We start from the raw sequence: 23,298 nt of genomic DNA, 5'->3' as shown, positions 1-23,298 counted from the left end.
TGAAAATGCAATTCGTATTTAATGTATGGTGCACCATGTAAATTGGGTGTTGAAATCTGGTTGATTTTTGCTATCAATAAGTTATTAAGATGCTCATTTTTAGTATTATTTGGTTTTAGGTGTAAAAAGTGGGCGAACGTGACACTTTTATTTAATTTGTTTTTAACCTGCTTATTATCAGTTATTAATATGTTTTTAATTGTACGGGTGGGTTTGTTGTAGCTATATTTGCTAGCCATTAATGTAACAAAAAAGATGTGGAAAACTTTTTTGTGGTAAAAAGTGGTAAAAAGTGGTAGAACTATTTACTTTTACACTAGATAAAAAGTGTAGATACCACTATGACCCAACTTTTAGGAGAATTTGATTGTAAACTTGACGCTAAGGGACGCCTTATGGTTCCTGCTGCGCTTAAGAAACAATTGCCTGAATCTGAGAAGGAAGGGTTGATCATCAACCGTGGTTTCGAAAAAAACCTGGTTATCTATCCAAGGAAAGTTTGGGATGCTGTTGTGGCCGATCTTTCTAAACTTAATATTTACGATCAGGAAAACCGGGCCTTTGTAAGGGCCTTTACGCGTGGAGCAACCGAGCTTTCGCTTGATGCTGCCGGTCGGGTACTTTTGCCAAAATCGCTGGTTGATTATGCGGGTATCGGTAGTGATCTGGTGCTGGCTTGTCAGTTAGATCGTATTGAAGTTTGGGATAAAAAATCTTACGAAGATATTTTTGATGATGTGCCGGCTAATTTCGCCAGTCTTGCCCAAAAGGTAATGGGTGATAAGAAAGGAGGAGCTGATGGAGAATAATTACCATGTACCTGTGATGTTAAAGCCTTGTATTGATGGCCTGAATATCAGGCCTGACGGGGTTTATGTTGATGTGACCTTTGGTGGTGGTGGTCATTCGAAAGAGATTTTGAAACATCTTGGTCCGAAGGGTAGGCTGATTGCTTTTGATCAGGATCCGGATGCGCAGGCTAATATTCCGGCAGACGATCGTTTTATTTTTATCGACCAGAATTTCGGTTTTATGAAAAATAACCTCCGTTTAAAAGGTTTTAGGCAGGTTGATGGTATACTGGCTGATCTAGGGGTCTCTTCTCATCAGTTTGATGTGCCTGAACGTGGTTTTTCCATCCGTCACAATGCTGATTTGGATATGCGGATGGATCAGCACCGTGATTTAACGGCGGCTGAAATTTTAAATACCTATCCTGAAGACAAGCTTCATAAAATATTTGGAATTTATGGTGAGGTAAAAAATGCAAAATCTTTAGCGCGTGCTATTGTTACTGCCCGTTTAGAACAGTCTTTTACCGATATCAATAGTCTGAAATCTGCTATATCGGCTTATATCCCTAAGGGAAAAGAAAATAAATACCTGGCGCAGGTTTTTCAGGCACTTAGGATAGAGGTAAACGCAGAAATTCAGGTGCTGGAAGATTTTTTACAACAGGCGGCCGATGTGTTAAAGCCGGGCGGTCATTTGGTGGTGATGTCTTATCATTCGTTAGAAGACAGGCCGGTAAAAAACTTTATGGCAAAAGGGAAATTTCAGGGAGAAGTAGAAAAGGATTTCTTTGGAAATCAGCAAAAGCCATTTAATGTAATTACACGTAAAGCGATTGTGGCTACTGATGAGGAGATTGCGCAAAACAATCGTGCCCGCAGTGCTAAACTTAGAATTGCAGAAAAAATATGAACAGGTTTAGAGAGGAGATAGAGGAAGAGGAAGCTGGGCCTGAACCGGAGTTAAAAGAGGTGCCCAAAAAGCCGAAAACTGCTGAAGAGAAGATGGATAGCAATTCCTTCATCAGCAAGCTTTTTAATGATGGATTGGTAAGTAAAGAGGCGGCAACAGATGCTTTGCCTTATTTGTGTTTTCTGGCTTTTTTGGGGATGATTTATATCGCCAATAGCCATTTTGCGGTAAACAATGTTCGCCGTATTGATAAATTAAATAAAGAAGTAAAAGAATTAAGATGGGAGTATAAATCCCTTAAGGCCGACCTGATGTTCAAAAGTAAATTAACAGAGGTTGCTAAAAAGGTAGATACCCTTGGTATAAAAGAACTGATTGAACCACCAAAAAAAATAATTGTTAAAAGCGATGAATATTAGAGCAAACATCTTGCTTCGTGTATATCTGGCATTTGGCTTAATTGTGCTTTTTGCTTTCGCGGTGTTTTTACGCCTTGGTCAGGTGCAGTTTGTACAGGGAAAAAAATGGAAAGCTATGGCAGATAGTCTTTCTACCCGTTATGTAAATGTAGAAGCTACCCGTGGCAACATTTACTCCAATGACGGCAGTTTGCTGGCTACTTCGGTACCGGAATATGAACTGCGTATGGATATGTTTGCCGGCGGTATTGCTGATGATAAAGTATTCAATGAGAAAGTAGATTCGCTGGGTTATAAATTATCGCAGATTTTTCAGGATAAAACTGCAAAAGAATATGCGCGTTACCTGCGTAAGGGCCGTCAGGACAGTGCACGTTATTTATTAATTCATCGTAAAGTAGGTTATGCCGATCTAAAAACGATCAGGACTTTTCCGCTTTATAACATCGGTAAATTTAGTGGTGGCTTAATTGCCGTGCAACAGAATAAACGGATTCTTCCTTTTCAGGCGCTAGCTGCCCGTACCATTGGTTATAAAAACGAAAATGTAGCCAATGGTGTAGGTTTGGAAGGTGCTTATAAAGAATATATTAACGGTGAAACCGGAAAAAGATTGATGCAGCGCATTGCCGGAGGTGTTTATATCCCGGTGAATGAAGAAGCAGAGGTTGCGCCAAAGGATGGTGCTGACATTATCTCGACCATTGATGTGAATATGCAGGATCTGGCACAAAGTGCCTTAGAGAAACAGTTGATTAAATCAAAGGCCGATCATGGTGCAGTAATTGTAATGGAAGTGGCAACGGGCGAAATCCGTGCAGTGGCTAATTTCTCTAAAGTAGAAGAAGGTGTTTATAAAGAGAAATTTAATTACGCCATCGCCGGTAACCAGGATCCGGGTTCTACTTTTAAACTCGCTTCTTACATGGCTTTGCTGGAGGATGAACTGGTTGATACCAATACCATGGTTGGAACGGGTACCTATAAAATCCCGGGGCATACCATTAAAGATTCTCACGGAAGCATCGGTGTGGTAACCGTTAAGAAAGCTTTTGAACAATCATCCAATGCGGCGATTGCCTACCTGATTAACAGTAAATATGGTGCAAATCCGAAAAAGTTTACAGATCATTTGTATGACTGGCACTTGCATGAAAAAATGGGTTTGCAGATTCCGGGTGAAGCCAGGCCCGCAGTAAAAAATCCGGTTACCAATAAAAGTTGGAACAAGAATATGACCTTGCCGCAAATGGCATATGGATATGAAATGCAGTTGACACCATTGAAAATGTTATCGCTTTATAATGCGGTGGCCAATAATGGTAAGATGCTTCAGCCGATTTTTGTAAAAGAGATCAGAAGGTTGGGAAACCCGATTGAGCAGTTTAAAGCCAGGGTGATCAATGAAAAAATTTGTTCTGATGTTACACTGAGCAAGATTAAAAAAATGCTTGAAGGGGTGGTAACTGAGGGCAGCGGAAAGCAGATTGTTTACAATCCGTTATATCCGATTGCTGGTAAAACCGGTACCGCACAGGTGGCTGATGCCAATAAAGGATATAGAGCGAATAAACAGTATCAAGCCTCTTTTGTAGGTTATTTTCCTGCAAATAAGCCAAAATATTCAATGATCGTGGTAATTAATGATCCAAAAGGTGCTTATTATGGCGCATTGGTATCAGGTCCCGTTTTCAGGGAAATTGCCGATCGTATTTATGCCAGCGACATGCAGATGTACAATGATGTGCCTACCCGTTTGGTTGGCAATACCGGGACGCCGCCAACAAAGGCCGGACAAAGCAAAGCAACGCAGAAGGTATATAAAGCTTTCGGATTTAAACCACTTTTTGCTTCAAAATCTGAGTATTACAACATTATAGATACCAGTGCCGGAACAATTTTTCAGGAAAACAGCGAGCGTAAAGGTGTAATGCCAAACGTAACAGGGATGGGGCTGAAAGATGCCTTGTACCTTTTAGGTAATGCAGGTTTAAAAACAAAGGTTTTTGGTGCCGGCAAAGTGATTAGTCAGTCGATAGCTGCCGGTACAAAAGTGGGTAGAGGATTAGGTGTACAGATAGAGTTAAATTAAGGTGGAAGGTTTAGGGTTTAAGGCGTAGGGTTTAGGATGGAAGGTTTAAGGTGTATGCCTTGCTACTTGATACTCACTGCTTGATACTAAAAATAAAAAAAATGCAATTACAAGATTTACTTTACGGTGTAACGATTAAAGAATTGGTTGGTAAAACCGATCGGCAGATCAATGCGCTGAATTTCGATTCGCGTAAGGTAGGTAAAGATGATATCTTTTTTGCGGTGGTAGGTACCCTTGCTGATGGGCACCAGTTTATTGAGCAGACCGTTCAGCAGGGCGCAGGCGTAATTATCTGTGAAAATTTACCGGAAGTCCACGATTTTACGGTGACTTATATCAAGGTTGAAAATACATCGGTTGCCCTGGGGGTTATGGCCGGTAATTATTTTGGAAATCCATCAGCAGATTTAAAACTGATTGGTATTACCGGAACGAACGGAAAAACGACCATTGCGACCATTCTTTTTAAATTATTTAAAGATCTGGGTTATAAAACCGGGCTTTTATCTACGGTAGAGAATTACATCAATGATACGGTAGTGCCCGCTACGCACACTACGCCAAACCCGATTGCCTTAAACCAGCTGTTAAGGGATATGGTAAAGGCAGGCTGCGATTATTGTTTCATGGAAGTAAGTTCGCATGCCGTGTCCCAGCACCGGATAGAAGGATTAACTTTCTCCGGGGGGGTATTTTCGAATTTAACACATGACCATTTAGATTTTCATAAAACTTTTGATGCCTACCTGAAAGCCAAAAAAGCATTTTTTGATATGCTGCCTAAATCGGCATTTGCGCTGACCAATATCGATGATAAAAATGGCATGGTGATGCTGCAGAATACCAAAGCACATAAAAAGACTTATGCGCTGAAGCAGCTGGCAGATTTTAAGGCTAAAATTATCGAAAACCAGTTTAGTGGTTTGCATTTGGATATCGATAACGAAGATGTTTATTTTAAACTGGTAGGCTCTTTCAATGCCTATAACCTATTGGCCGTTTACGGAACTGCGATTTTATTAGAACAGGATAAATTAAGGGTGCTCACGATGTTGAGTCGTTTATCAGGTGCAGAAGGAAGGTTTGATTATATCACTTCGGCTGATAAAATTATTGGTATTGTAGATTATGCGCATACCCCGGATGCCGTTCAGAACGTATTAAGTACCATTGCCAATATCCGTAAAGGAATCGAACAGGTAATTACGGTAATTGGTTGCGGTGGAGATCGTGACAAAACCAAAAGGCCGATTATGGCCCAGGTGGCCTGCGACTGGAGTGATAAGGTGATTCTCACATCTGATAATCCACGTACCGAGGATGCTCAAGCCATTATCCATGATATGGAAGCAGGCGTTTCGCCAACAAATAAGCGTAAAACATTGTCCATTTTAGATAGAAAAGAAGCGATTAAAACAGCCTGTCATTTAGCGAAGCCAGGAGATATTATTCTTGTTGCGGGTAAAGGACATGAGAAATACCAGGAAATTAATGGGGTAAGGAACCATTTTGATGATAAAGAAATTTTACTTGAACAATTAAAACCAATCAGCTAATGTTATATTTATTATTCGAATACCTGCATAAGCATTATGATATACCTGGGTTAAGGTTGTTTCAGTACATCACTTTCCGGGCTTCCATTTCTATCATTTTATCGCTGATCATCACTACGGTATATGGCCGGAGGCTTATTGATTTTTTACATAAAAAACAGGTGGGCGAAACGGTTAGGAATTTAGGCTTGGAAGGCCAGATGCAGAAACAAGGCACTCCAACAATGGGTGGGATCATCATTTTGCTGGGTATTCTTATTCCAACATTACTTTTTGCCAATATTGCCAATATTTATGTCATCCTGATGGTAATTACCACAATTTGGATGGGCGCAATCGGCTTTTTAGATGATTATATCAAAGTATTTAAGAAAAATAAAGAAGGTCTAGCTGGTCGCTTTAAAGTGGTTGGTCAGGTAGGTTTGGGCTTAATTGTTGGCACAACCATGTATTTTCATCCCAATATCGTGGTGAGAGAAACTGTTCAGGATAATGTTAAAAGCACTTCTACGGTTCCGATGGTATTGCGCCAGAAAGGCGAGACATTTTACTATACGCAGGATGTAAAATCGACCAAAACCAACATGCCTTTTTATAAAAACAACGAGTTCGATTATGCCAAGGTATTAAAGTTTTTAGGAGGTGATTATCAGAAATATGCTTTTATCATATTCCTTGTGTTCACCGTATTTATTATTACCGCAGTTTCAAATGGAGCTAATATTACCGACGGTATTGACGGGCTCGCCACGGGTACTTCTGCTGTAATTGGTATTACACTGGGAATTTTGGCTTATGTATCGGGTAATACGATCATGGCCGATTACCTGAATATTATGTATATCCCGAACTCGGCAGAGCTGATGATTTTTGCAGGAGCATTTGTTGGTGCTTGTGTGGGTTTCCTTTGGTACAACTCTTATCCTGCTCAGATTTTTATGGGCGATACCGGAAGTTTGGCCATCGGGGGAATCATAGCCGCTTTTGCGCTGATGATCCGTAAGGAGCTTTTAATCCCGATTTTATGCGGAATATTCCTGGTAGAACTGGTTTCGGTGATTATGCAGGTTTCTTACTTCAAATACACCAAGAAGAAATTTGGAGAAGGCCGCAGGATTTTCCTGATGTCGCCTTTACATCACCACTACCAGAAAAAGGGATATCATGAAGCTAAAATTGTAACCCGTTTCTGGATCATTGGGATCATGCTTGCAATTATGACCATTGTAACATTGAAATTGAGGTAATTCAAGGCGGGAAGGTTTAAGTAGATCAGTAAAAATAAAAAATAAATAAAAGTTTAATAGTAGTGTCTTGATACCTGATACTAATTACTTAATACTAAAATATAAAACAATGAACACGAATAACATCACATCAAGCAATACTAAGTCAGCAATGACCGGGCAGGGCCGTGTGGTTATTCTTGGTGCCGGCGAAAGTGGGGTAGGTGCAGCAAAGCTGGCACAAGCCAAAGGTTTCGAGGTATTCGTTTCGGATTTTGGTATCATAACCGATAAGTACAAAGCTGCATTAGAAAAGCTTGGTGTGCCCTTCGAATCTGAAAAGCATACCGAAGAATTGATTCTGAATGCAACGGAAGTCATTAAAAGTCCTGGTATCCCGTCAACAGTACCTATTGTTAAAAAACTGGTTGCCCGGAGTATTCCGGTAATTTCAGAAATTGAGTTTGCCAAAAGATATACCGATGCCAAAACCATTTGCATTACAGGTTCTAATGGTAAATCAACCACAAGCCTGTTAACCTATCATATCTTAAAAAATGCGGGCTTAAATGTAGGCTTGGCGGGTAACATCGGGCAGAGTTTTGCAGCGCAGGTAGCCACAGAAGACTATGAATATTATGTGCTGGAAATATCGAGTTTTATGCTTGACGATATGTTCGAGTTCAAGGCAGATATTGCTGTTTTATTAAATATTACACCCGATCATTTGGATCGCTACGATTACAAGCTGGAGAATTACGCTGCATCAAAAATGCGCATCATTCAAAACCAGACTGCAAATGACGTTTTCATTTATTGTGCAGATGACGAGGAAAGCCTGAAAGCCATGGCAATTACTAAACCACTTGCCAGAACCTATCCTTTTTCGATTGTTAAACCAGTTGAAAGGGGTGCCTATTTAGAAGAGAATACTTTACACATCCTTACAGAACCTAATAACCAACTAACCATGTCTATTTCAGATTTAGCCTTACAGGGCAAGCACAACATTTACAATTCTATGGCCTCAGGCATTGTGTCGAAAGTTTTAGAATTACGAAATGAGTCCATCCGCGAGAGCATGGGTAATTTCAAGAATATTGAGCACAGGTTAGAGCATGTTGCCAAAATTTCGGGGATCGATTTTATCAACGACAGTAAAGCCACCAATGTAAACTCTACCTGGTATGCTTTAGAAAGTATGACGAGCGATGTAGTGCTGATTATGGGTGGTGTTGATAAAGGAAACGATTACAATATGCTTAAGGATCTGGTTAAAACTAAGGTGAAGGCCATTGTTTGCCTGGGTAAAGACAATAAACGTATTCATGATGCTTTTGAGGATGATGTAGATATTATTGTCAATACTTTTTCTGCAGAAGAAGCTGCACAGATTGCTTTCCATCTGGCTAAACGTGGCGATGCCGTATTGCTATCGCCAGCATGTGCAAGTTTTGATTTGTTTAAAAATTATGAAGACCGCGGTAACCAGTTTAAGGCGGCAGTAAGAGAATTATAATAGGAGACTCAATATATGTTGCAGGCACTACTTAATAAAACAAAAGGAGATAGATGGATCTGGCTGATCATCATCCTGCTTTCGCTTATATCTGTAATGGCAGTGTATAGCGCAACGGGTACTTTGGCTTATAAAAAAGGAGAAGCTGTAGAAAAACTTTTGCTTACCAAACACCTTATTTTCGTTTTGCTGGGCATAGGTATGATTTACATCGCCCACCTGCTTGATTATCGCTATTATGCAGGTATTTCAAAGGTGTTAATGATTGTAACTATTCCTTTGCTGTTTTACACCTTAATTTTTGGTACGAACTTAAACGATGCTTCGAGGTGGGTTAAAATACCGGTAATTGGGTTAACCTTTCAAACTTCCGATTTAGCCAAGCTGGCATTGATTACCTTTTTGGCCCGGATGCTGACCAAAAAACAAGAAAATATTAAAGACGTTAAAGAGTCATTTATACCAATTATGGGGTCGGTTTGTGTGGTTTTTGTTCTAATTGCACTGGCCAATTTATCTACAGCTTTAATGCTTTTTGGTGTAAGTATATTGCTGCTGATTATCGGTAGGATCAGTATTAAACAGATCGCTATTGTTTGTGCAGGAGGTTTTGTGCTGCTATTGTTCGTTTTCTTTTTAGGGCCAAGGCGAAAAACCTACATGTCGCGTATCAATACGTTTATGCATCCTGAAATGCAGCATTCAGATAAAACTTTCCAGGCAGATCAGGCAAAAATTGCCCTGGCTACTGGTGGTGTTTTTGGTAAAGGACCAGGTAATAGTACACAGCGCAATTTCCTGCCACACCCATATTCCGATTTTATTTTCGCCATTATTATTGAAGAATGGGGGACTGTGGGAGGAATTGTTATCATGATACTATACCTGGTGCTTTTATACCGATGTATCAAGATCGTAACCCGGGCGCCCAAGGCTTTTGGTGCGCTGCTGGCCGCCGGATTAAGTTTTAGTCTGACCATTCAGGCCTTTGCAAACATGGCGGTAGCAGTTGGTTTAGGGCCGGTAACCGGGGTTCCATTGCCGTTGGTAAGTATGGGGGGTACCTCTATGATTTTTACCAGTGTGGCTTTTGGTATTATTCTGAGTGTAAGCCGCGACGTAGAAGAAAATGCCAATGCAGCAACAAAAGAAGATAAAGATAAAGTGAAAAATAAAGTAATAATTGGTGAAATACCAGCAATGGCATAGTTGATCGTTATTAAAATGTGTTAAAATAAATTAACCACAGAGAGAACAGAGAGTAAGGCACAGAGAAACACTAAGAAAAATTTGTGATTCAAAAATAAGCTTAATGTTCTCAGTAGTAAAAGTAAACTTAGAGTGCTTTGCGAAAAACTTTGCGTGCTTTGCGGTTAAAATAAAGCTTGGTGCCCTCAGTGTACGCTGTGGTAAAAAACTTAATGTGCTTTGCTGAAAACTTAGTGCACTTTGCGGTTAAGAAAATAGATAAACAATTAAAATGAATAATTCCCCAAAAATTATCATATCAGGTGGTGGCACCGGCGGGCACATTTTTCCCGCCGTAGCCATAGCCAATGCGCTAAAACGTATGGTGCCAACCTGTGAAATCTTATTTGTGGGTGCGATAGGCCGAATGGAAATGGAAAAAGTTCCTGCTGCCGGCTATAAAATTATAGGATTGAATATTAGTGGCATACAACGCGGCTCGATTATCAAAAACCTGGCACTTCCGCTAAAGGTTATTGGTAGCGTGCGGAAAGCCCTGCAGATTATTAATGATTTTAAACCCGATGCAGTAGTAGGCGTTGGTGGTTATGCTTCTGGACCCCTGTTGTATGCATCATCATTAAAAGGAATTCCTTACCTCATACAGGAACAGAATTCTTACGCGGGGGTAACCAATAAGTGGTTAGGTAAAAAGGCTTCGAAAATCTGTGTCGCTTTTGATGAAATGGACCAGTTTTTTCCAGCTGACCGGATTTTAAAAACAGGAAATCCTGTCCGTCAGCAAGTGGTTGATATTAAGGGAAAGCACCATGCAGGAGCTGAACTATTAAAACTAGACCCATTAAAAAAAACCATTATGGTTACCGGTGGAAGTTTAGGCGCAGGAACATTAAATAAGGCAATTGAAAAACACTTGCCAGAAATTATTGCACAAGATGTGCAGGTGATCTGGCAAACCGGTAAGTATTACTATAAAGGGATTATGGAAAGATTGGGCCCCGATTACCACTCAAACGTCCGGATCCTGGAGTTTTTGAATAAAATGGATCTGGCTTATGCCGCCGCCGATGTGATCATCAGCCGTGCCGGAGCAGGGACAATAGCAGAACTTTGTTTGATCAAAAAGCCAGTGATTCTGGTCCCTTCGCCAAATGTTGCTGAAGACCATCAGACCAAAAATGCAATGGCCCTGGTTAAAAATGCAGCTGCAGTACTCATTAACGATCGCTCAGCCGAAGATACTTTGGTAAAAGCGGCACTTGAACTTTTAAATAATAAAGAACAAAGCGAACAGCTGGCAGAAAACATAGGCAAAATGGCATTGCCGGAAGCCGACGAAATAATTGCGAATGAAGTATTGAAATTGATTAATAAAGATGTGAGAAACTAGATGTTGGATATGAGATCAGACTATTTGTCTAGTGTCTCGAATCTCCCATCTCAAATCTAAAAATAATGGAATTAAGTAAAATAAATAGGGTTTTCTTTGTAGGTATCGGTGGTATCGGCATGAGTGCGCTTGCCCGTTATTTTGCTAAACGCGGACAGGTGGTTTGTGGTTATGATAAAACGCAGACCAAACTGACTGAAACCTTAACGCAGGAAGGGATCTTAATTACCTTTCTTGACGAAATTTCTGCATTGCCTAATGAATTTTCAGATCATCAGGATGATACCCTTGTTGTGTATACACCAGCAATTCCAAAAGATTCGAAGATTTTAAATCACTTTATAGAAAGAGGTTTTACACTAAAAAAACGTTCAGAAGTTTTAGGTATCATCAGTAAGGGAATGTTCTGTATTGCTATCGCAGGCACGCATGGTAAAACTACAACTTCATCTATCGTTGCTCATGTTTTAAAAGATACCGGTTACGATTGTACTGCTTTTTTAGGCGGCATAACCAGTAACTACAATAGTAATGTGCTTTTCGGAAAAAACAATGTGGTAGTGGTAGAGGCTGATGAGTACGATCGCTCATTTCTCACCCTTCATCCTGACATAGCTGTGGTTACTTCGATGGATGCCGATCATTTGGATATTTATGGCGATAAAAGCCATCTCGAAGAATCCTTTCGCTTGTTTGCTGGCCAGCTGAAAGCAGAAGGTACACTTTATGCGCATGAAGGATTGCCGCTAGAGGAAAGCATCAGCTATGCAGCAAGTTCAACGGCAGTAGCAAAGGCAGAAAATCTAAGGGTAGAAGGTTCGAAATTTCTTTTTGATTATACCGGTGGTGCCCAAAGCATAAACGATATCAGTTTAATGCTTCCAGGTAAGCACAATGTAGAAAATACAACGGTTGCTATTGCCATTGCCTTACAGTTGGGCATTGATGCTGAAAAGGTAAAACAGGCTGTTGCAAATTTTAAGGGTGTTAAACGCCGCTTTGAATACATTGTAAATAATAGTAATCAGATTTATATTGATGATTATGCACATCATCCGGAAGAACTTAGGGCTTGTTTTGATGCGGTAAGGCAATTATATCCTGATAAAAAGCTAACCGTAATTTTCCAGCCGCACCTGTTCACCAGGACACGGGATTTTGCAGATGAATTTGCAAAAGTTTTGAGTACTGCTGATGAACTGATGCTATTGGAAATTTACCCCGCAAGAGAATTACCAATTGAAGGGATAAATGCACAGTTTTTACTGGATAAAATCACGCTGGCAGATAAACAGGTATGCGGAAAAGATTTTGTAGTCCAGTATGTTAGGGATACAAAACCTGAATTAATTTTAACAGTAGGTGCGGGCGATATAGACACTATTATCGAACCCCTAAAAAATACTTTGAACAATGCTTAAACGGATAAACTGGAGCGCAATTTTTACTGGCTTTGCCTGGCTGATCAGCCTGGCAGGGGTGGTGGTGCTTTTGAGTTTTATCAATGTGAAGAAACAGACGGTTAAATGCAAAGATGTCAAGATTCTGATTCCTGGGGCAGATAATTTCATTGAACGTGAAGAGATTGATGCGATTTTGAAAGAAGATCAGGGTGTGCTGTTAGGCCGTAACCTCGAAAACATCAACATTCATAATATCGAAAAAAAACTGCAGTCTAACCCTTACATTGGTTTTGCGAAGGTATATGTAGATATGGATGGGGTATTGCATATTGAAGTAAAGCAGCGTCAGCCTATCCTTCGCATATTGAACGAAAACGGGCAGGATTTTTACATTGATAACGACGGACTGAAAATGCCTATTTCATCAAACTTTACTGCCAATGTGCTGGTCGCAACAGGACATATTACCGAAATTTTTGGGAGTAGGGTAGATACGTTACGTACACAACTGGCAAGAGATTTATATAAAACTGCGCAGTTTATTAAAAAAGATACGCTCTGGGATTCTCAGATTGAGCAGATTGTAGTTGATCAAAAAAATGATATCGAACTGATACCAAGAGTAGGCAATCAGCGGATTATTCTGGGCAATGCCGATTCGCTTGAAAAGAAAATGACAAACCTGCTGTTGTTTTATAAAAAGGCAATGCCCCAGGTAGGATGGGACACTTATCGGACCATTAACATCAAGTATACCAACCAGATTGTTTGCGAAAGAAGAGATTCGACAGAATTGGCAAAAAAAGCTAAAACAATTTCTGCAGCAGATAGTTTGAGGATACAACGAAGTGTAACCGACTCATTAATCAGAAGTACAATTGTTGCCGCTATGGATGATCGTCCGGAGGCCGATGAACCGAAAAAAACAGAAGTTCGTAAGGTTGAACCAAAAAAGGTTGTAGAAAAAAAACCTGAGCCTAAAAAAGCAGAGCCGAAAAAAACAACACCGGTTAAAACAGCATCAACAAAGCCAGTGGTTACTTCAGCCACAAAACCAAAGGATACGAAATCTGCAGATAAAAAAGAAAAACCGAAGCAAACGGTAACAACATTACCAAAGCCGGCAAAATCAGCGGCTCAATTGAAAAAAGAAATAGAAGCAAGAGAGAAAGAAATCAAAGCCCTAGAAAAACAGTATAAAACTCAGCAAAATTAACAATATGGACAAGGCAAAATTTACCAGTCAGTCGCCAATTGTAGTAGGATTGGATATCGGTACTACAAAAATTTGTGTTATCGTTGGCCGTAGAACGCAGCACGGTAAGATAGAAATTTTAGGAATAGGCAAGGCAGAATCGGCGGGGGTAACGCGTGGGGTGGTTTCTAACATTCAAAAAACAGTACAGGGAATTACTCAGGCTGTTGAAGTGGCAAGCGGACAATCCAATGTAGAGATACAGGTGGTAAATGTGGGTATTGCTGGTCAGCACATTAAAAGCTTACAGCATAGAGGTATTTTAACAAGAAGAGAACTAAACAATGAAATCGGTAAAAAGGATATCGATAAGTTGATTGATGATATGTTTAAGCTGGTAATGCCTCCGGGTGAGGAGATCATTCATGTATTGCCGCAGGAATTTACCATTGATAACGAGCCGGGAATCAAAGATCCGATCGGTATGGCGGGAGTTCGTCTTGAAGCTAACTTCCATATTATTTCTGGTCAGGTTACGGCCGTAAAAAATATCATCAAATGTGTAAATAATGCAGGATTGCAAACCCAGGATTTAATTCTTGAGCCATTGGCTTCATCTGAATCGGTGTTGAGCGAGGAAGAAAAAGAAGCTGGTATTGCATTGGTTGATATTGGTGGTGGTACTACGGATATTGCTATTTTTCACGAAGGTATTATCCGCCACACCGCAGTTATTCCTTTTGGTGGTAACAGTGTTACCGAAGATATTAGAGAAGGTTGTTCTGTAATGCGTAATCAGGCTGAGTTGCTTAAAACGCGTTTTGGTTCGGCATTGGCTGAAGAGAATAAAGAGAACGAAATCATCTGCGTACCAGGTTTACGTGGCCGCGAACCAAAAGAAATTTCGGTTAAAAACCTGGCCTACGTTATCCAGGCACGTATGGAAGAAATTATAGAACACGTATACTACGAGATCAAGTCTTCAGGATATGAGAAAAAACTGATTGGTGGTATTGTGATTACCGGTGGTGGTGCTTTACTAAAACATTTATCTCAGGCTGTTGAATATGTAACGGGTTTAGATTGCCGTATCGGTTACCCGAACGAGCATTTATCTAAATATGAGGATATGCCTAAAGCCATTTACGATGATCTGAAAAGCCCGATGTATGCAACAAGTGTAGGTTTGCTGATCAAAGGAATTCAGAAAGCTGAAGAATTGATGGAAGAAATGAAACAGCCGGGTGTTTTTGTAGAAAAGCCAAAAACTGCCAAAGAAAAAGAAAAACGTGGACCAGGGTTGTTTGATAAATTACTGGCGAAAACAAGAACTTTCATTCAGGATGATATGAATGTGAGCGATGAAGATTACCTGAAAAGCTAATTATTTTTCAACAAAAGAAGAGTTTTCCACATTCTTAACACTTGTGGAAAACGTCTGTTGAAAAAGTGTTAATATTACATGGAGTAATGAACAGAATTTAAAAATTTTTAAACAACTGATTCATAAAGATATGCAGTTCGAAATGTTAAAAGATAAATCTTCAATCATCAAGGTTATTGGTGTTGGAGGTGGTGGCGGCAACGCAGTGAACCATATGTACCTGTCTGGTATTACTGGTGTAGATTTTATTATTTGTAATACCGATGCCCAGGCGCTCGAATCCAGTCCTATACCTAATAAGGTGCAATTGGGTGCTAGCTTAACCGAAGGAATGGGAGCTGGTTCTATTCCTGAAGTTGGTAAAAATTCAGCTATAGAAAATATAGATGATATCAAAGCCATGTTAGGCAATACCACCAAAATGCTTTTCATTACAGCCGGAATGGGCGGTGGTACCGGAACAGGCGCTTCACCAATCATTGCGAAAGCAGCAAAAGAACTTGACATTTTAACTGTTGCCATCATTACTACACCATTTTCTTTCGAAGGAAAAAGACGTAGATTGCAAGCCGATGAGGGAATGGAAGAGTTGAAAAAATATGTAGATTCTTACTTGGTCATCTCTAACGACCGCTTGCGTGAAATATTTGGAAATTTAACCCTGGGTTCTGCCTTTGGCCAGGCCGATGATATCTTAACAACAGCTGCAAAAGGCATCGCAGAAATTATTACGGTTCCGGGATATATCAACGTGGATTTTAAAGATGTGCGTACCGTAATGAAAGATAGCGGTGTAGCCATCATGGGTAGTTTTGCCGCTGAGGGCGACGACCGTGCATTACAGGCTGTAGAAGGTGCTTTGGCTTCTCCATTGTTAAAAGATAATGAAATTGAAGGGGCCCGTTATATTTTATTGAACATCAGTTCTGGTTTGCGTGAGGTAACCATGGATGAGGTTTCGATCATTACCGATTATATTCAGGAAAAAGCCGGTTTATCAGCAGATTTAATTTGGGGTAACTGTACAGATGAATCTTTAGGTGATAAACTTTCTGTAACCATTATTGCAACAGGTTTCCAAACATCTGAAGAACGCGTAAAAGAAGAAAAAAATAAAAAGAAAATATCACTTTTAACACCAGAAGAAGCTCCGCTTATTCGCCCTGTTGAGCCGGTAAACTCTTTCATTCAGCCTAAAGCAGCGCCATCTTATGAGCCTGTTTTAAAAACCAGGGAAGAAGTTTCGCAGGCAGATCTTTTTGGTGGTATGTTCAGCAAATCTGAGCCTCAAAAAGTTCAGGAGCCGGAAAATCATATTGTTCGCCATACTTTAATTGAAGAAGAGCCCCAGGTAGAAGAAGCGAAAGAGACCGGGTTTGAGTTCGAGGTTAAATTGGCTGAAACCAATTTCGTGTTTGAAACACCAGCAGCAAAAGCAGCTCCTATGCCACAGCCTGAACCGGAAATCGAAATGCCGGTTGTTGGCTTAGATGATGACAAGAATGATGAGTCAATGGAAGAGCAATTGAGAAAATCTAAAGAACGTATTTTACGTCTTAAAGATCTGAGCATGAAATTGCGTACAACAAATGGTTTACAGGAGCTTGAAAACGAACCAGCCTATAAACGCAAACAAATGCAATTACAGCAGGTTCAGCATTCTTCTGAATCACAGGTAAGCAGGTTTACATTAAGCAACGATCAGGATGGTGGTACAGAGATCAGACCAAATAATTCTTTTCTGCACGATAACGTTGATTAAAACCAACCAAATATAATTTAAAGCCCCGTTGTAACATCGGGGCTTTTTTGGCATACTATTGGAGCATAAAAACAGGTCTTAATTAGTGCCTAAAAGTTCGCTAAGTTGATTTTAAGACTAATAAAGCTTAAATTCGCAAAATTTATATTAAAAACAGGTAATACATTGGATATATTTGATAAAATCGCAAAGCACATGGGGCCACTTGGCCAACACCAGAAATGGTCTCATGGGTATTTCTCGTTTCCAAAATTAGAGGGAGAAATTGCACCTCACATGCAATTTAAAGGAAAAGAGCATTTGGTTTGGAGCTTAAATAATTATTTAGGCTTAGCCAATCACCCGGAAGTTCGAAAAGCAGATGAAGACGCTGCAGCTCAATATGGTATGGCTTACCCTATGGGCGCCCGTATGATGAGTGGAAATTCTAAATTCCACGAGCAGTTGGAGCAGGAACTAGCCGCCTTTGTTGGTAAGCCAGATGCATTTTTGTTAAATTATGGTTATCAGGGAATGGTATCAATTATCGATACCCTGGTTGATCGTAATGATGTAATTGTTTACGATGCCGAATCACATGCCTGTATTATTGACGGTCTTCGTTTGCATATGGGTAAAAGGTTTGTTTATAAGCACAATGATATTGACAGTGCACGTAAGCAATTAGAGCGTGCTACCAAATTAACGAAAGAATCTGGCGGTGGTATTCTTTTAATTACTGAAGGTGTTTTCGGAATGAGTGGGGCTCAGGGTAAATTAAAAGAGATCGTTGACCTTAAAAATGATTTTGAATTCCGTATCCTGGTTGATGATGCACATGGTTTTGGTACCATGGGTAAAACTGGTGCAGGTACACATGAAGCACAAGATTGCATTGATGGCATAGATGTTTACTTTGGTACATTTGCTAAATCGATGGCAGGTATCGGTGCTTTTGTAGCTTCAACAGAAGAAATTACCAATTTCTTAAGGTACAATATGCGTTCGCAAACTTTTGCCAAAGCCTTACCTATGCCAATGGTAATTGGATTATTAAAACGTTTAGAGTTATTGAAAAGCAAACCAGAACTTAAAGATAAGTTATGGGAAATTGCTACAACTTTACAAAAAGGGCTTCGTGAGCGTGGTTTTGATTTAGGGGTGACCAATTCTGTTGTGACACCGGTTTTCTTAAAGGGTGAATTATCTGATGCTACGGCGATTACCTTCGATTTACGTGAAAATTATAGTATCTTCTGTTCAATCGTAGTGTACCCGGTTATTCCTAAAGGAATGATCGAGTTACGTTTAATCCCAACAGCTGTACATACACTGGAAGATGTTCAACGTACGCTAGACGCTTTCAGCGAGGTTGCTGAAAAGTTAGAAAACGGTTATTATAAAGAGAATCTTTTCGCTACTGCTTAAAATCAATAGAAATTTTACAAAGCCCTTTAAACATGTTTTAAAGGGCTTTTTTTATGTGTTTTTTTTGTAATTGTTTGTTTATCAGCTATTTGTTTGTTTTGTTGCCAAATTCGGTGTTTATAAACCTACCAATTGTGGAAAAAAACGATTTAGGGGGGCATCTTTTTATTCTTCTAAAATTTTTTTATTTCGTTAAACCCTTTAAATTAGATAATTAAATCTAAAACTTTAAAAAACATAGGAGTAATCAAAAAATGAAAAAATTCGAAGAGGTAAAAAGTTTAGTGGCAGCTTTAGAAGCTGATGCAGACAAATTTTATAACAAGGGCAATAGCGCAGCAGGAACCCGTGTACGTAAGGGGATGCAGGATCTTAAAAACCTAGCTCAGGCCATCCGTTTAGAAGTTCAGGAAACTAAAAATAAAGCGTAAGCGATTTTAAAATAGATATTATTCCAGATGGCCTCTTTATGTGAAGAGGCCATTGTTTTTAATAGACAAAATTAGATCATCCCGATTCCCTTATCCTTACCATGAAAAAAATAATTCTACTAGTGTTGCTTGGTTGTACGCAATTGATGTATGCCCAGGAAAATTTAAATTTTGGCCGTCAGAAAGAAATTATATCACCGCAGATGAATACTGATGGTACTGTAACTTTTCGGCTTAAAGCACCAAATGCCAGGAAGGTAGAAATACAGGGGGATTTTTTGGTTTCGAACGGAAACATGCCGCCCACGCAGGAAATGAAATTAGGAACAGATAGTGTTTGGTCATATACATCGGTGGTTTTACCCTCAGAACTTTACAGTTACAGTTTTATTGTTGATGGTTTGAAGATCCGGGATCCAAACAATGTTTATCTGATCAGAGATGTATCATCTGTTGTCAATGTGTTCTTGGTGGGAAATGGCAAGGCAGATTTATATAGGGTTAAAGATGTACCGCATGGAACAGTGGCAAAACGTTGGTATCAATCTGCTGGGCTCAAAACGAGTCGCCGACTTACTGTTTATACACCTTCGGGTTATGAAGCATCAAAAGGACGTTATCCTGTTTTATACCTCTTGCATGGCGTTGGGGGAGATGAAGAAGCCTGGATGCAACTCGGCAGAGCTTCTCAGATTTTAGATAACCTCATCGCTTCCGGTAAGGCCAGGCCGATGATTGTGGTAATGGCCAATGGCCACACCAGTAACACCGCTGCACCGGGAGAATCATCAAAAGGACTCTATAAACCGATTATGATGACGCCCGATGTTTTTAATGGTGATATGGAATCCTATTTTAAAGAAATTATCGATTTTACAGAGAAAAACTATCGTACCGGTAAAGAGCAGCATGATCGGGCCATTGCGGGTTTATCAATGGGAGGATTTCACTCCCTCTATATATCGGCCAATTATCCTAAAACTTTTGGTTATGTTGGTTTATTTTCTCCGGCGATATTGCCGCCGGCCAGTGCAGCAAGTCCTATCTACAAAGATTTGGATCTGAAGCTTGAAGCGCAAAAGAAAAATGGCTACGACTTATATTGGATTGCGATAGGCAAAACGGATTTCTTATATAAAACTGTAAGTGAGTTCAGAAAGAAGCTCGATGGAATCGGCCTCAAATATGATTATAAAGAAAGTGAAGGTGGGCATACCTGGGCTAACTGGAGGGACTACTTATCAGAATTTATACCGATGTTGTTTAAATAATTCCTATCAAAGTAAAAAGGCCTTCAATTTTAAATTTGAAAGCCTTTTTGATTATCTGATTATGCGATTAAACCGTTTGATTTATTTTATCAAGTTCAGCATTAATTGCTTTTTCTAACATTGAAGAAGCTTTAACCAATGGTAACCTAACCGTATCGCCACAAACACCTAAATGTTTTAGTGCCGCTTTTATCCCAGCCGGATTACCTTCTGCAAAAGCCAAACGGGTGAATTCTATTAACGCTAAATGAGCAGGCAGGGCTGTTCTGTAGTCGCCGGCTAAACAAAGGTTTACCATATCAGAAAATTGCTTAGGTAAAGCGTTTCCGATCACTGAAATAATACCTGCAGCACCTAATGCGATCATCGGCAAAGTAACCGGATCATCTCCTGAAATTAAAAGAAAATCTGCAGGCTTGTCTCTCATAATCTGGTTAAATTGATCAAAGCTTCCTGACGCTTCTTTAGTTGCAATAATGTTTTTAAAATCGTGAGCCAGTCTGCATGTGGTTTCCGGACTCATATTACTTCCTGTACGTCCTGGTACATTGTATAAGATTAAATCTAAGGGAGAAATTTCAGCCAAATGTTTATAGTGCTGATAAATGCCTTCCTGAGTAGGTTTGTTGTAATAAGGACTCACGGATAAAATAGCGCTATAACCAGCAGTATCAAATGATTTAATGTCTTCAGCAACAGCTAATGTATCATTTCCGCCAATACCGGCAACCAATGGTAACCTGTTATTGTTAATTTCAGCAGTATAGGCCCACACCTTCTTCTTCTCGTCCTTGGTCATTGTAGCGGTTTCGCCGGTTGTACCTAAAGAAACGAGGTAATCTATCCCTCCTTCTGTCAAATGATTAATCAGGTTTTTTAAGCCATTATAATCAACTGATCCATCTGTGTTGAAAGGCGTAACCAACGCTACACCAGTACCCTGAAATTTGTTCATTATATATTTAATTATTATTCTCCAATCACGAAGCCGCAAAGAACGGAAACGAAGTGTTTTTATTTCGGGTTATAAATAGCCATTTATTACCCGCTTAATTCCATCTTTTATGTTTGCCACCTTAAATTGATTTACAATCTGATAATTTTAGATAGGTAATGGTTTGTGCCGGATGTATCTCATTTAAAGCTTACTGCTTTAATTTCTACCACAATTTTTGCTCTGCTAAAATATCAATCCTGTAATTACAGTTAGTTAATACCCCGGTATATACAGGAAGTTTTAATTGCCGTAAAACCTGCATTACTGCATTTTCCAATTCATAAATCAAACCTTATGGTCAATTTTATTTTATCATTTCCAATAGCTCAGCGTCGCTGATGATGGGAATGTTTAATTTGTTCGCTTTTTCCAATTTAGACGGTCCCATGTTATCGCCTGCTACCAGGTAATTCAATTTCCCTGAAATGCCGCTCAGCATCTTTCCGCCATTGGCTTCAATCATATCTTTGAGCTCATCACGGCTAAAGTTTTCAAAAACGCCCGAAATTACGAATGTTTTTCCAATAAGTCTATCACTGGCCAGCGTAATTATCTTTTCTTCAATTTCAAACCGCAATCCTGCTGATTTTAATAATTCAACCTGCTTTAAGTGCGGTTCTTTTTCAAAATACTCAACAATGCTCTCTGCAATACGTTGCCCGATCTCATCAATGGCAATTAATTCCTCTACCGAAGCCTTAATGAGGTTGTCGATATTTTTTACACCAGCAGCAGTTTTTCTTGCTACAGTTTCACCAACATAACGGATACCCAAGCCAAAAAGCACCTTTTCGAAGGGCATTTCTTTCGATTTTTCAATGCCCTTGAGCATGTTTTCGATTGAACGTTCTCCGAAACGGTCCAAGGTTTTAAGCTGATCTGATTTTTCATGTAGGGTATATAAATCACTAATGTGCCTTACGAGACCATGCCTGTAAAAAGTTTCGATCGTTTCGTCACCGAGTCCATCAATATTCATGGCTTTGCGCGAAATAAAGTGCTGGATTTTTCCAACAATCTGCGGCGGACAGCCTTCGTCATTCGGACAATAATGTACTGCTTCTCCTTCTTTTCTGATCAGTTCCGTTCCGCATTCAGGGCATTTATCCAGGTAGTGTATTTTTGCTGCCCCAGCCAAACGTTTAGCTAAATTTACCTTGATGATTTTCGGGATAATTTCGCCACCTTTTTCAACATAAACGGTATCACCTTCGTGCAGATCCAAACGTTCTATCTCGTTAGCATTATGCAAAGTAGCACGTTTAACGGTAGTTCCGGCCAGCAAAACAGGTTTCAGGTTGGCAACAGGTGTAACCGCTCCGGTTCTGCCCACCTGATAGGTTACTTTTTCCAGAACCGTCTCAACCTCTGCGGCTTTATACTTATATGAAATAGCCCAACGTGGAGATTTGGAAGTGAAACCCAATTCCTGTTGTTGTGCGTAACTGTTTACCTTAATTACAATGCCGTCAATATCATAGCTCAGTTTAAAACGTTCGTTTTCCCAATGATGGATAAAGTCAAGCACGGCATCAATATTTGGGACCAGTTTATTGTGCTCGCAAACATGAAAGCCCCATTCTTTTACAGCATTTAAGCTATCCCAGTGTGTTTTAAATTCATTTTTATCGGTGTACAAGAAGTAGATAAAGCCATCCAAAGGTCTTTTAGCCACTTCCTTGCTGTCCTGCATTTTAATGGTTCCAGAGGCAAAGTTCCGTGGATTGGCGTAAGGGATTTCACCAAGTTCTTCCCGGTAAGCATTTAAGCGTAAAAAAGCCGCTTTGTGCATAAAAATTTCCCCACGGATTTCGAAATGTTCAGGTGCCACCGCTGATTTGATTTGGTGTGGAATAGTATGAATGGTTTTTACATTATTGGTTACGTCATCACCTTGAGTTCCGTCGCCACGGGTAACCGCACGTAAAAGTTTGCCATTTTCGTAAGTAAGGCTGATGGACAGGCCATCAAACTTTAATTCACATACATATTGGAAATTATCGCCAATAGCCTTGCGGATGCGCTCATCAAAATCGCGGAGATCTTGTTCATTATAGGTATTCCCCAAAGACAACATGGGGTATTTGTGTTTTACCGTAACGAAATTTTTGGTGATATCGCCACCAACCCGCTGGGTGGGCGAATTCGGATCCGCCAAATCAGGATTTGCCTGTTCAAGCTCAGCGAGGTGCTTTAATTTTTTATCAAACTCATAATCGCCGATGGTAGGCATAGCCAGCACATAGTAGTTATAATTATGCTGGTTTAATTCGGCCACCAGGGCGTCCATTTCTTCTTTTATTGCAGTTAGCGACATAAGGCAAATATAG

General features: G+C 39.9%; 18 protein-coding genes. 16 read left to right on the top strand and 2 right to left on the bottom strand.

Annotated elements, in window-relative coordinates:
* Positions 1–341 precede the first annotated feature (341 nt).
* The 16 genes from mraZ (at position 342) to DV942_RS07175 (ending at position 19,971) form a co-directional block, all read left to right on the top strand.
* Positions 342–809 (top strand): division/cell wall cluster transcriptional repressor MraZ, encoded by a 468-nt coding sequence (mraZ, locus tag DV942_RS07250; protein ID WP_090982477.1) that lies wholly within the window; start codon positions 342–344, stop codon positions 807–809.
* Positions 799–1,704: a 16S rRNA (cytosine(1402)-N(4))-methyltransferase RsmH gene (gene rsmH / locus DV942_RS07245; RefSeq protein WP_145861641.1), complete on the top strand. Its 906-nt coding sequence runs from the start codon at positions 799–801 to the stop codon at positions 1,702–1,704. Before mraZ ends, rsmH begins: the two co-directional genes overlap by 11 nt.
* Positions 1,701–2,123: an FtsL-like putative cell division protein gene (locus DV942_RS07240; protein WP_145856411.1), complete on the top strand. Its 423-nt coding sequence runs from the start codon at positions 1,701–1,703 to the stop codon at positions 2,121–2,123. The genes rsmH and DV942_RS07240 overlap by 4 nt, the downstream gene beginning before the upstream one ends.
* Positions 2,113–4,215, top strand: a complete 2,103-nt coding sequence (locus DV942_RS07235; protein WP_134204015.1) for a penicillin-binding protein — start codon at positions 2,113–2,115, stop codon at positions 4,213–4,215. The genes DV942_RS07240 and DV942_RS07235 overlap by 11 nt, the downstream gene beginning before the upstream one ends.
* 101 nt (positions 4,216–4,316) lie before the next feature.
* A complete protein-coding gene (locus DV942_RS07230) occupies positions 4,317–5,774 on the top strand; it encodes a UDP-N-acetylmuramoyl-L-alanyl-D-glutamate--2,6-diaminopimelate ligase (protein WP_145856408.1) in 1,458 nt (485 codons plus the stop codon).
* A complete protein-coding gene (gene mraY / locus DV942_RS07225) occupies positions 5,774–7,021 on the top strand; it encodes a phospho-N-acetylmuramoyl-pentapeptide-transferase (RefSeq protein ID WP_134204013.1) in 1,248 nt (415 codons plus the stop codon). The genes DV942_RS07230 and mraY overlap by 1 nt, the downstream gene beginning before the upstream one ends.
* Positions 7,022–7,130: 109 nt before the next feature.
* Positions 7,131–8,519 (top strand): UDP-N-acetylmuramoyl-L-alanine--D-glutamate ligase, encoded by a 1,389-nt coding sequence (gene murD, locus DV942_RS07220; protein ID WP_244950841.1) that lies wholly within the window; start codon positions 7,131–7,133, stop codon positions 8,517–8,519.
* A gap of 15 nt (positions 8,520–8,534) precedes the next feature.
* Complete coding sequence (locus tag DV942_RS07215; protein ID WP_186462440.1) at positions 8,535–9,728, top strand: FtsW/RodA/SpoVE family cell cycle protein; 1,194 nt, start codon at positions 8,535–8,537, stop codon at positions 9,726–9,728.
* A gap of 271 nt (positions 9,729–9,999) precedes the next feature.
* Complete coding sequence (gene murG, locus DV942_RS07210; RefSeq protein ID WP_145856406.1) at positions 10,000–11,118, top strand: undecaprenyldiphospho-muramoylpentapeptide beta-N-acetylglucosaminyltransferase; 1,119 nt, start codon at positions 10,000–10,002, stop codon at positions 11,116–11,118.
* A 65-nt stretch (positions 11,119–11,183) separates the two neighbouring features.
* Entirely contained in the window at positions 11,184–12,539 is a 1,356-nt protein-coding gene (gene murC / locus DV942_RS07205; protein ID WP_145856404.1) for a UDP-N-acetylmuramate--L-alanine ligase, read from the top strand.
* Positions 12,532–13,737 (top strand): cell division protein FtsQ, encoded by a 1,206-nt coding sequence (locus DV942_RS07200; RefSeq protein WP_145856403.1) that lies wholly within the window; start codon positions 12,532–12,534, stop codon positions 13,735–13,737. The genes murC and DV942_RS07200 overlap by 8 nt, the downstream gene beginning before the upstream one ends.
* A 4-nt stretch (positions 13,738–13,741) precedes the next feature.
* Entirely contained in the window at positions 13,742–15,100 is a 1,359-nt protein-coding gene (gene ftsA, locus DV942_RS07195; protein ID WP_090982496.1) for a cell division protein FtsA, read from the top strand.
* A 130-nt stretch (positions 15,101–15,230) separates the two neighbouring features.
* Positions 15,231–16,862, top strand: a complete 1,632-nt coding sequence (gene ftsZ, locus DV942_RS07190; RefSeq protein WP_145856401.1) for a cell division protein FtsZ — start codon at positions 15,231–15,233, stop codon at positions 16,860–16,862.
* Positions 16,863–17,027: 165 nt separating this feature from the next.
* Positions 17,028–18,269: an aminotransferase class I/II-fold pyridoxal phosphate-dependent enzyme gene (locus DV942_RS07185; RefSeq protein ID WP_145861636.1), complete on the top strand. Its 1,242-nt coding sequence runs from the start codon at positions 17,028–17,030 to the stop codon at positions 18,267–18,269.
* A gap of 254 nt (positions 18,270–18,523) precedes the next feature.
* Positions 18,524–18,700: a histone H1 gene (locus DV942_RS07180; RefSeq protein ID WP_090982499.1), complete on the top strand. Its 177-nt coding sequence runs from the start codon at positions 18,524–18,526 to the stop codon at positions 18,698–18,700.
* Between the two features lie 101 nt (positions 18,701–18,801).
* Positions 18,802–19,971, top strand: a complete 1,170-nt coding sequence (locus DV942_RS07175) for an esterase (RefSeq protein WP_145856398.1) — start codon at positions 18,802–18,804, stop codon at positions 19,969–19,971.
* Between the two features lie 67 nt (positions 19,972–20,038).
* On the opposite strand, the gene dapA is transcribed toward DV942_RS07175, so the two are convergent.
* Both dapA and ligA read right to left on the bottom strand, forming a co-directional pair.
* The gene (gene dapA, locus DV942_RS07170) at positions 20,039–20,926 is read right to left on the bottom strand and encodes a 4-hydroxy-tetrahydrodipicolinate synthase (protein WP_145856396.1); all 888 of its coding nucleotides are present in this window, start codon (positions 20,924–20,926) and stop codon (positions 20,039–20,041) included.
* A 346-nt stretch (positions 20,927–21,272) separates the two neighbouring features.
* The gene (gene ligA, locus DV942_RS07165) at positions 21,273–23,285 is read right to left on the bottom strand and encodes an NAD-dependent DNA ligase LigA (RefSeq protein WP_145856394.1); all 2,013 of its coding nucleotides are present in this window, start codon (positions 23,283–23,285) and stop codon (positions 21,273–21,275) included.
* Positions 23,286–23,298 lie beyond the last annotated feature (13 nt).

This window comes from Pedobacter suwonensis, from assembly GCF_007833675.1.
Classification (GTDB): domain Bacteria; phylum Bacteroidota; class Bacteroidia; order Sphingobacteriales; family Sphingobacteriaceae; genus Pedobacter; species Pedobacter suwonensis.
Note: the sequence above shows the minus strand (reverse complement) of the source record. Positions and strands in the feature narration are given on the sequence as shown.

Bases quoted from the DNA above. Each gene is read 5' to 3' on its own strand.
- mraZ (WP_090982477.1), top strand. From the start codon at position 342: ATGACCCAACTTTTAGGAGAATTTGATTGTAAACTTGACGCTAAGGGA.
- rsmH (WP_145861641.1), top strand. From the start codon at position 799: ATGGAGAATAATTACCATGTACCTGTGATGTTAAAGCCTTGTATTGAT.
- DV942_RS07240 (WP_145856411.1), top strand. From the start codon at position 1,701: ATGAACAGGTTTAGAGAGGAGATAGAGGAAGAGGAAGCTGGGCCTGAA.
- DV942_RS07235 (WP_134204015.1), top strand. From the start codon at position 2,113: ATGAATATTAGAGCAAACATCTTGCTTCGTGTATATCTGGCATTTGGC.
- DV942_RS07230 (WP_145856408.1), top strand. From the start codon at position 4,317: ATGCAATTACAAGATTTACTTTACGGTGTAACGATTAAAGAATTGGTT.
- mraY (WP_134204013.1), top strand. From the start codon at position 5,774: ATGTTATATTTATTATTCGAATACCTGCATAAGCATTATGATATACCT.
- murD (WP_244950841.1), top strand. From the start codon at position 7,131: ATGAACACGAATAACATCACATCAAGCAATACTAAGTCAGCAATGACC.
- DV942_RS07215 (WP_186462440.1), top strand. From the start codon at position 8,535: ATGTTGCAGGCACTACTTAATAAAACAAAAGGAGATAGATGGATCTGG.
- murG (WP_145856406.1), top strand. From the start codon at position 10,000: ATGAATAATTCCCCAAAAATTATCATATCAGGTGGTGGCACCGGCGGG.
- murC (WP_145856404.1), top strand. From the start codon at position 11,184: ATGGAATTAAGTAAAATAAATAGGGTTTTCTTTGTAGGTATCGGTGGT.
- DV942_RS07200 (WP_145856403.1), top strand. From the start codon at position 12,532: ATGCTTAAACGGATAAACTGGAGCGCAATTTTTACTGGCTTTGCCTGG.
- ftsA (WP_090982496.1), top strand. From the start codon at position 13,742: ATGGACAAGGCAAAATTTACCAGTCAGTCGCCAATTGTAGTAGGATTG.
- ftsZ (WP_145856401.1), top strand. From the start codon at position 15,231: ATGCAGTTCGAAATGTTAAAAGATAAATCTTCAATCATCAAGGTTATT.
- DV942_RS07180 (WP_090982499.1), top strand. From the start codon at position 18,524: ATGAAAAAATTCGAAGAGGTAAAAAGTTTAGTGGCAGCTTTAGAAGCT.
- DV942_RS07175 (WP_145856398.1), top strand. From the start codon at position 18,802: ATGAAAAAAATAATTCTACTAGTGTTGCTTGGTTGTACGCAATTGATG.
- dapA (WP_145856396.1), bottom strand. From the start codon at position 20,926: ATGAACAAATTTCAGGGTACTGGTGTAGCGTTGGTTACGCCTTTCAAC.
- ligA (WP_145856394.1), bottom strand. From the start codon at position 23,285: ATGTCGCTAACTGCAATAAAAGAAGAAATGGACGCCCTGGTGGCCGAA.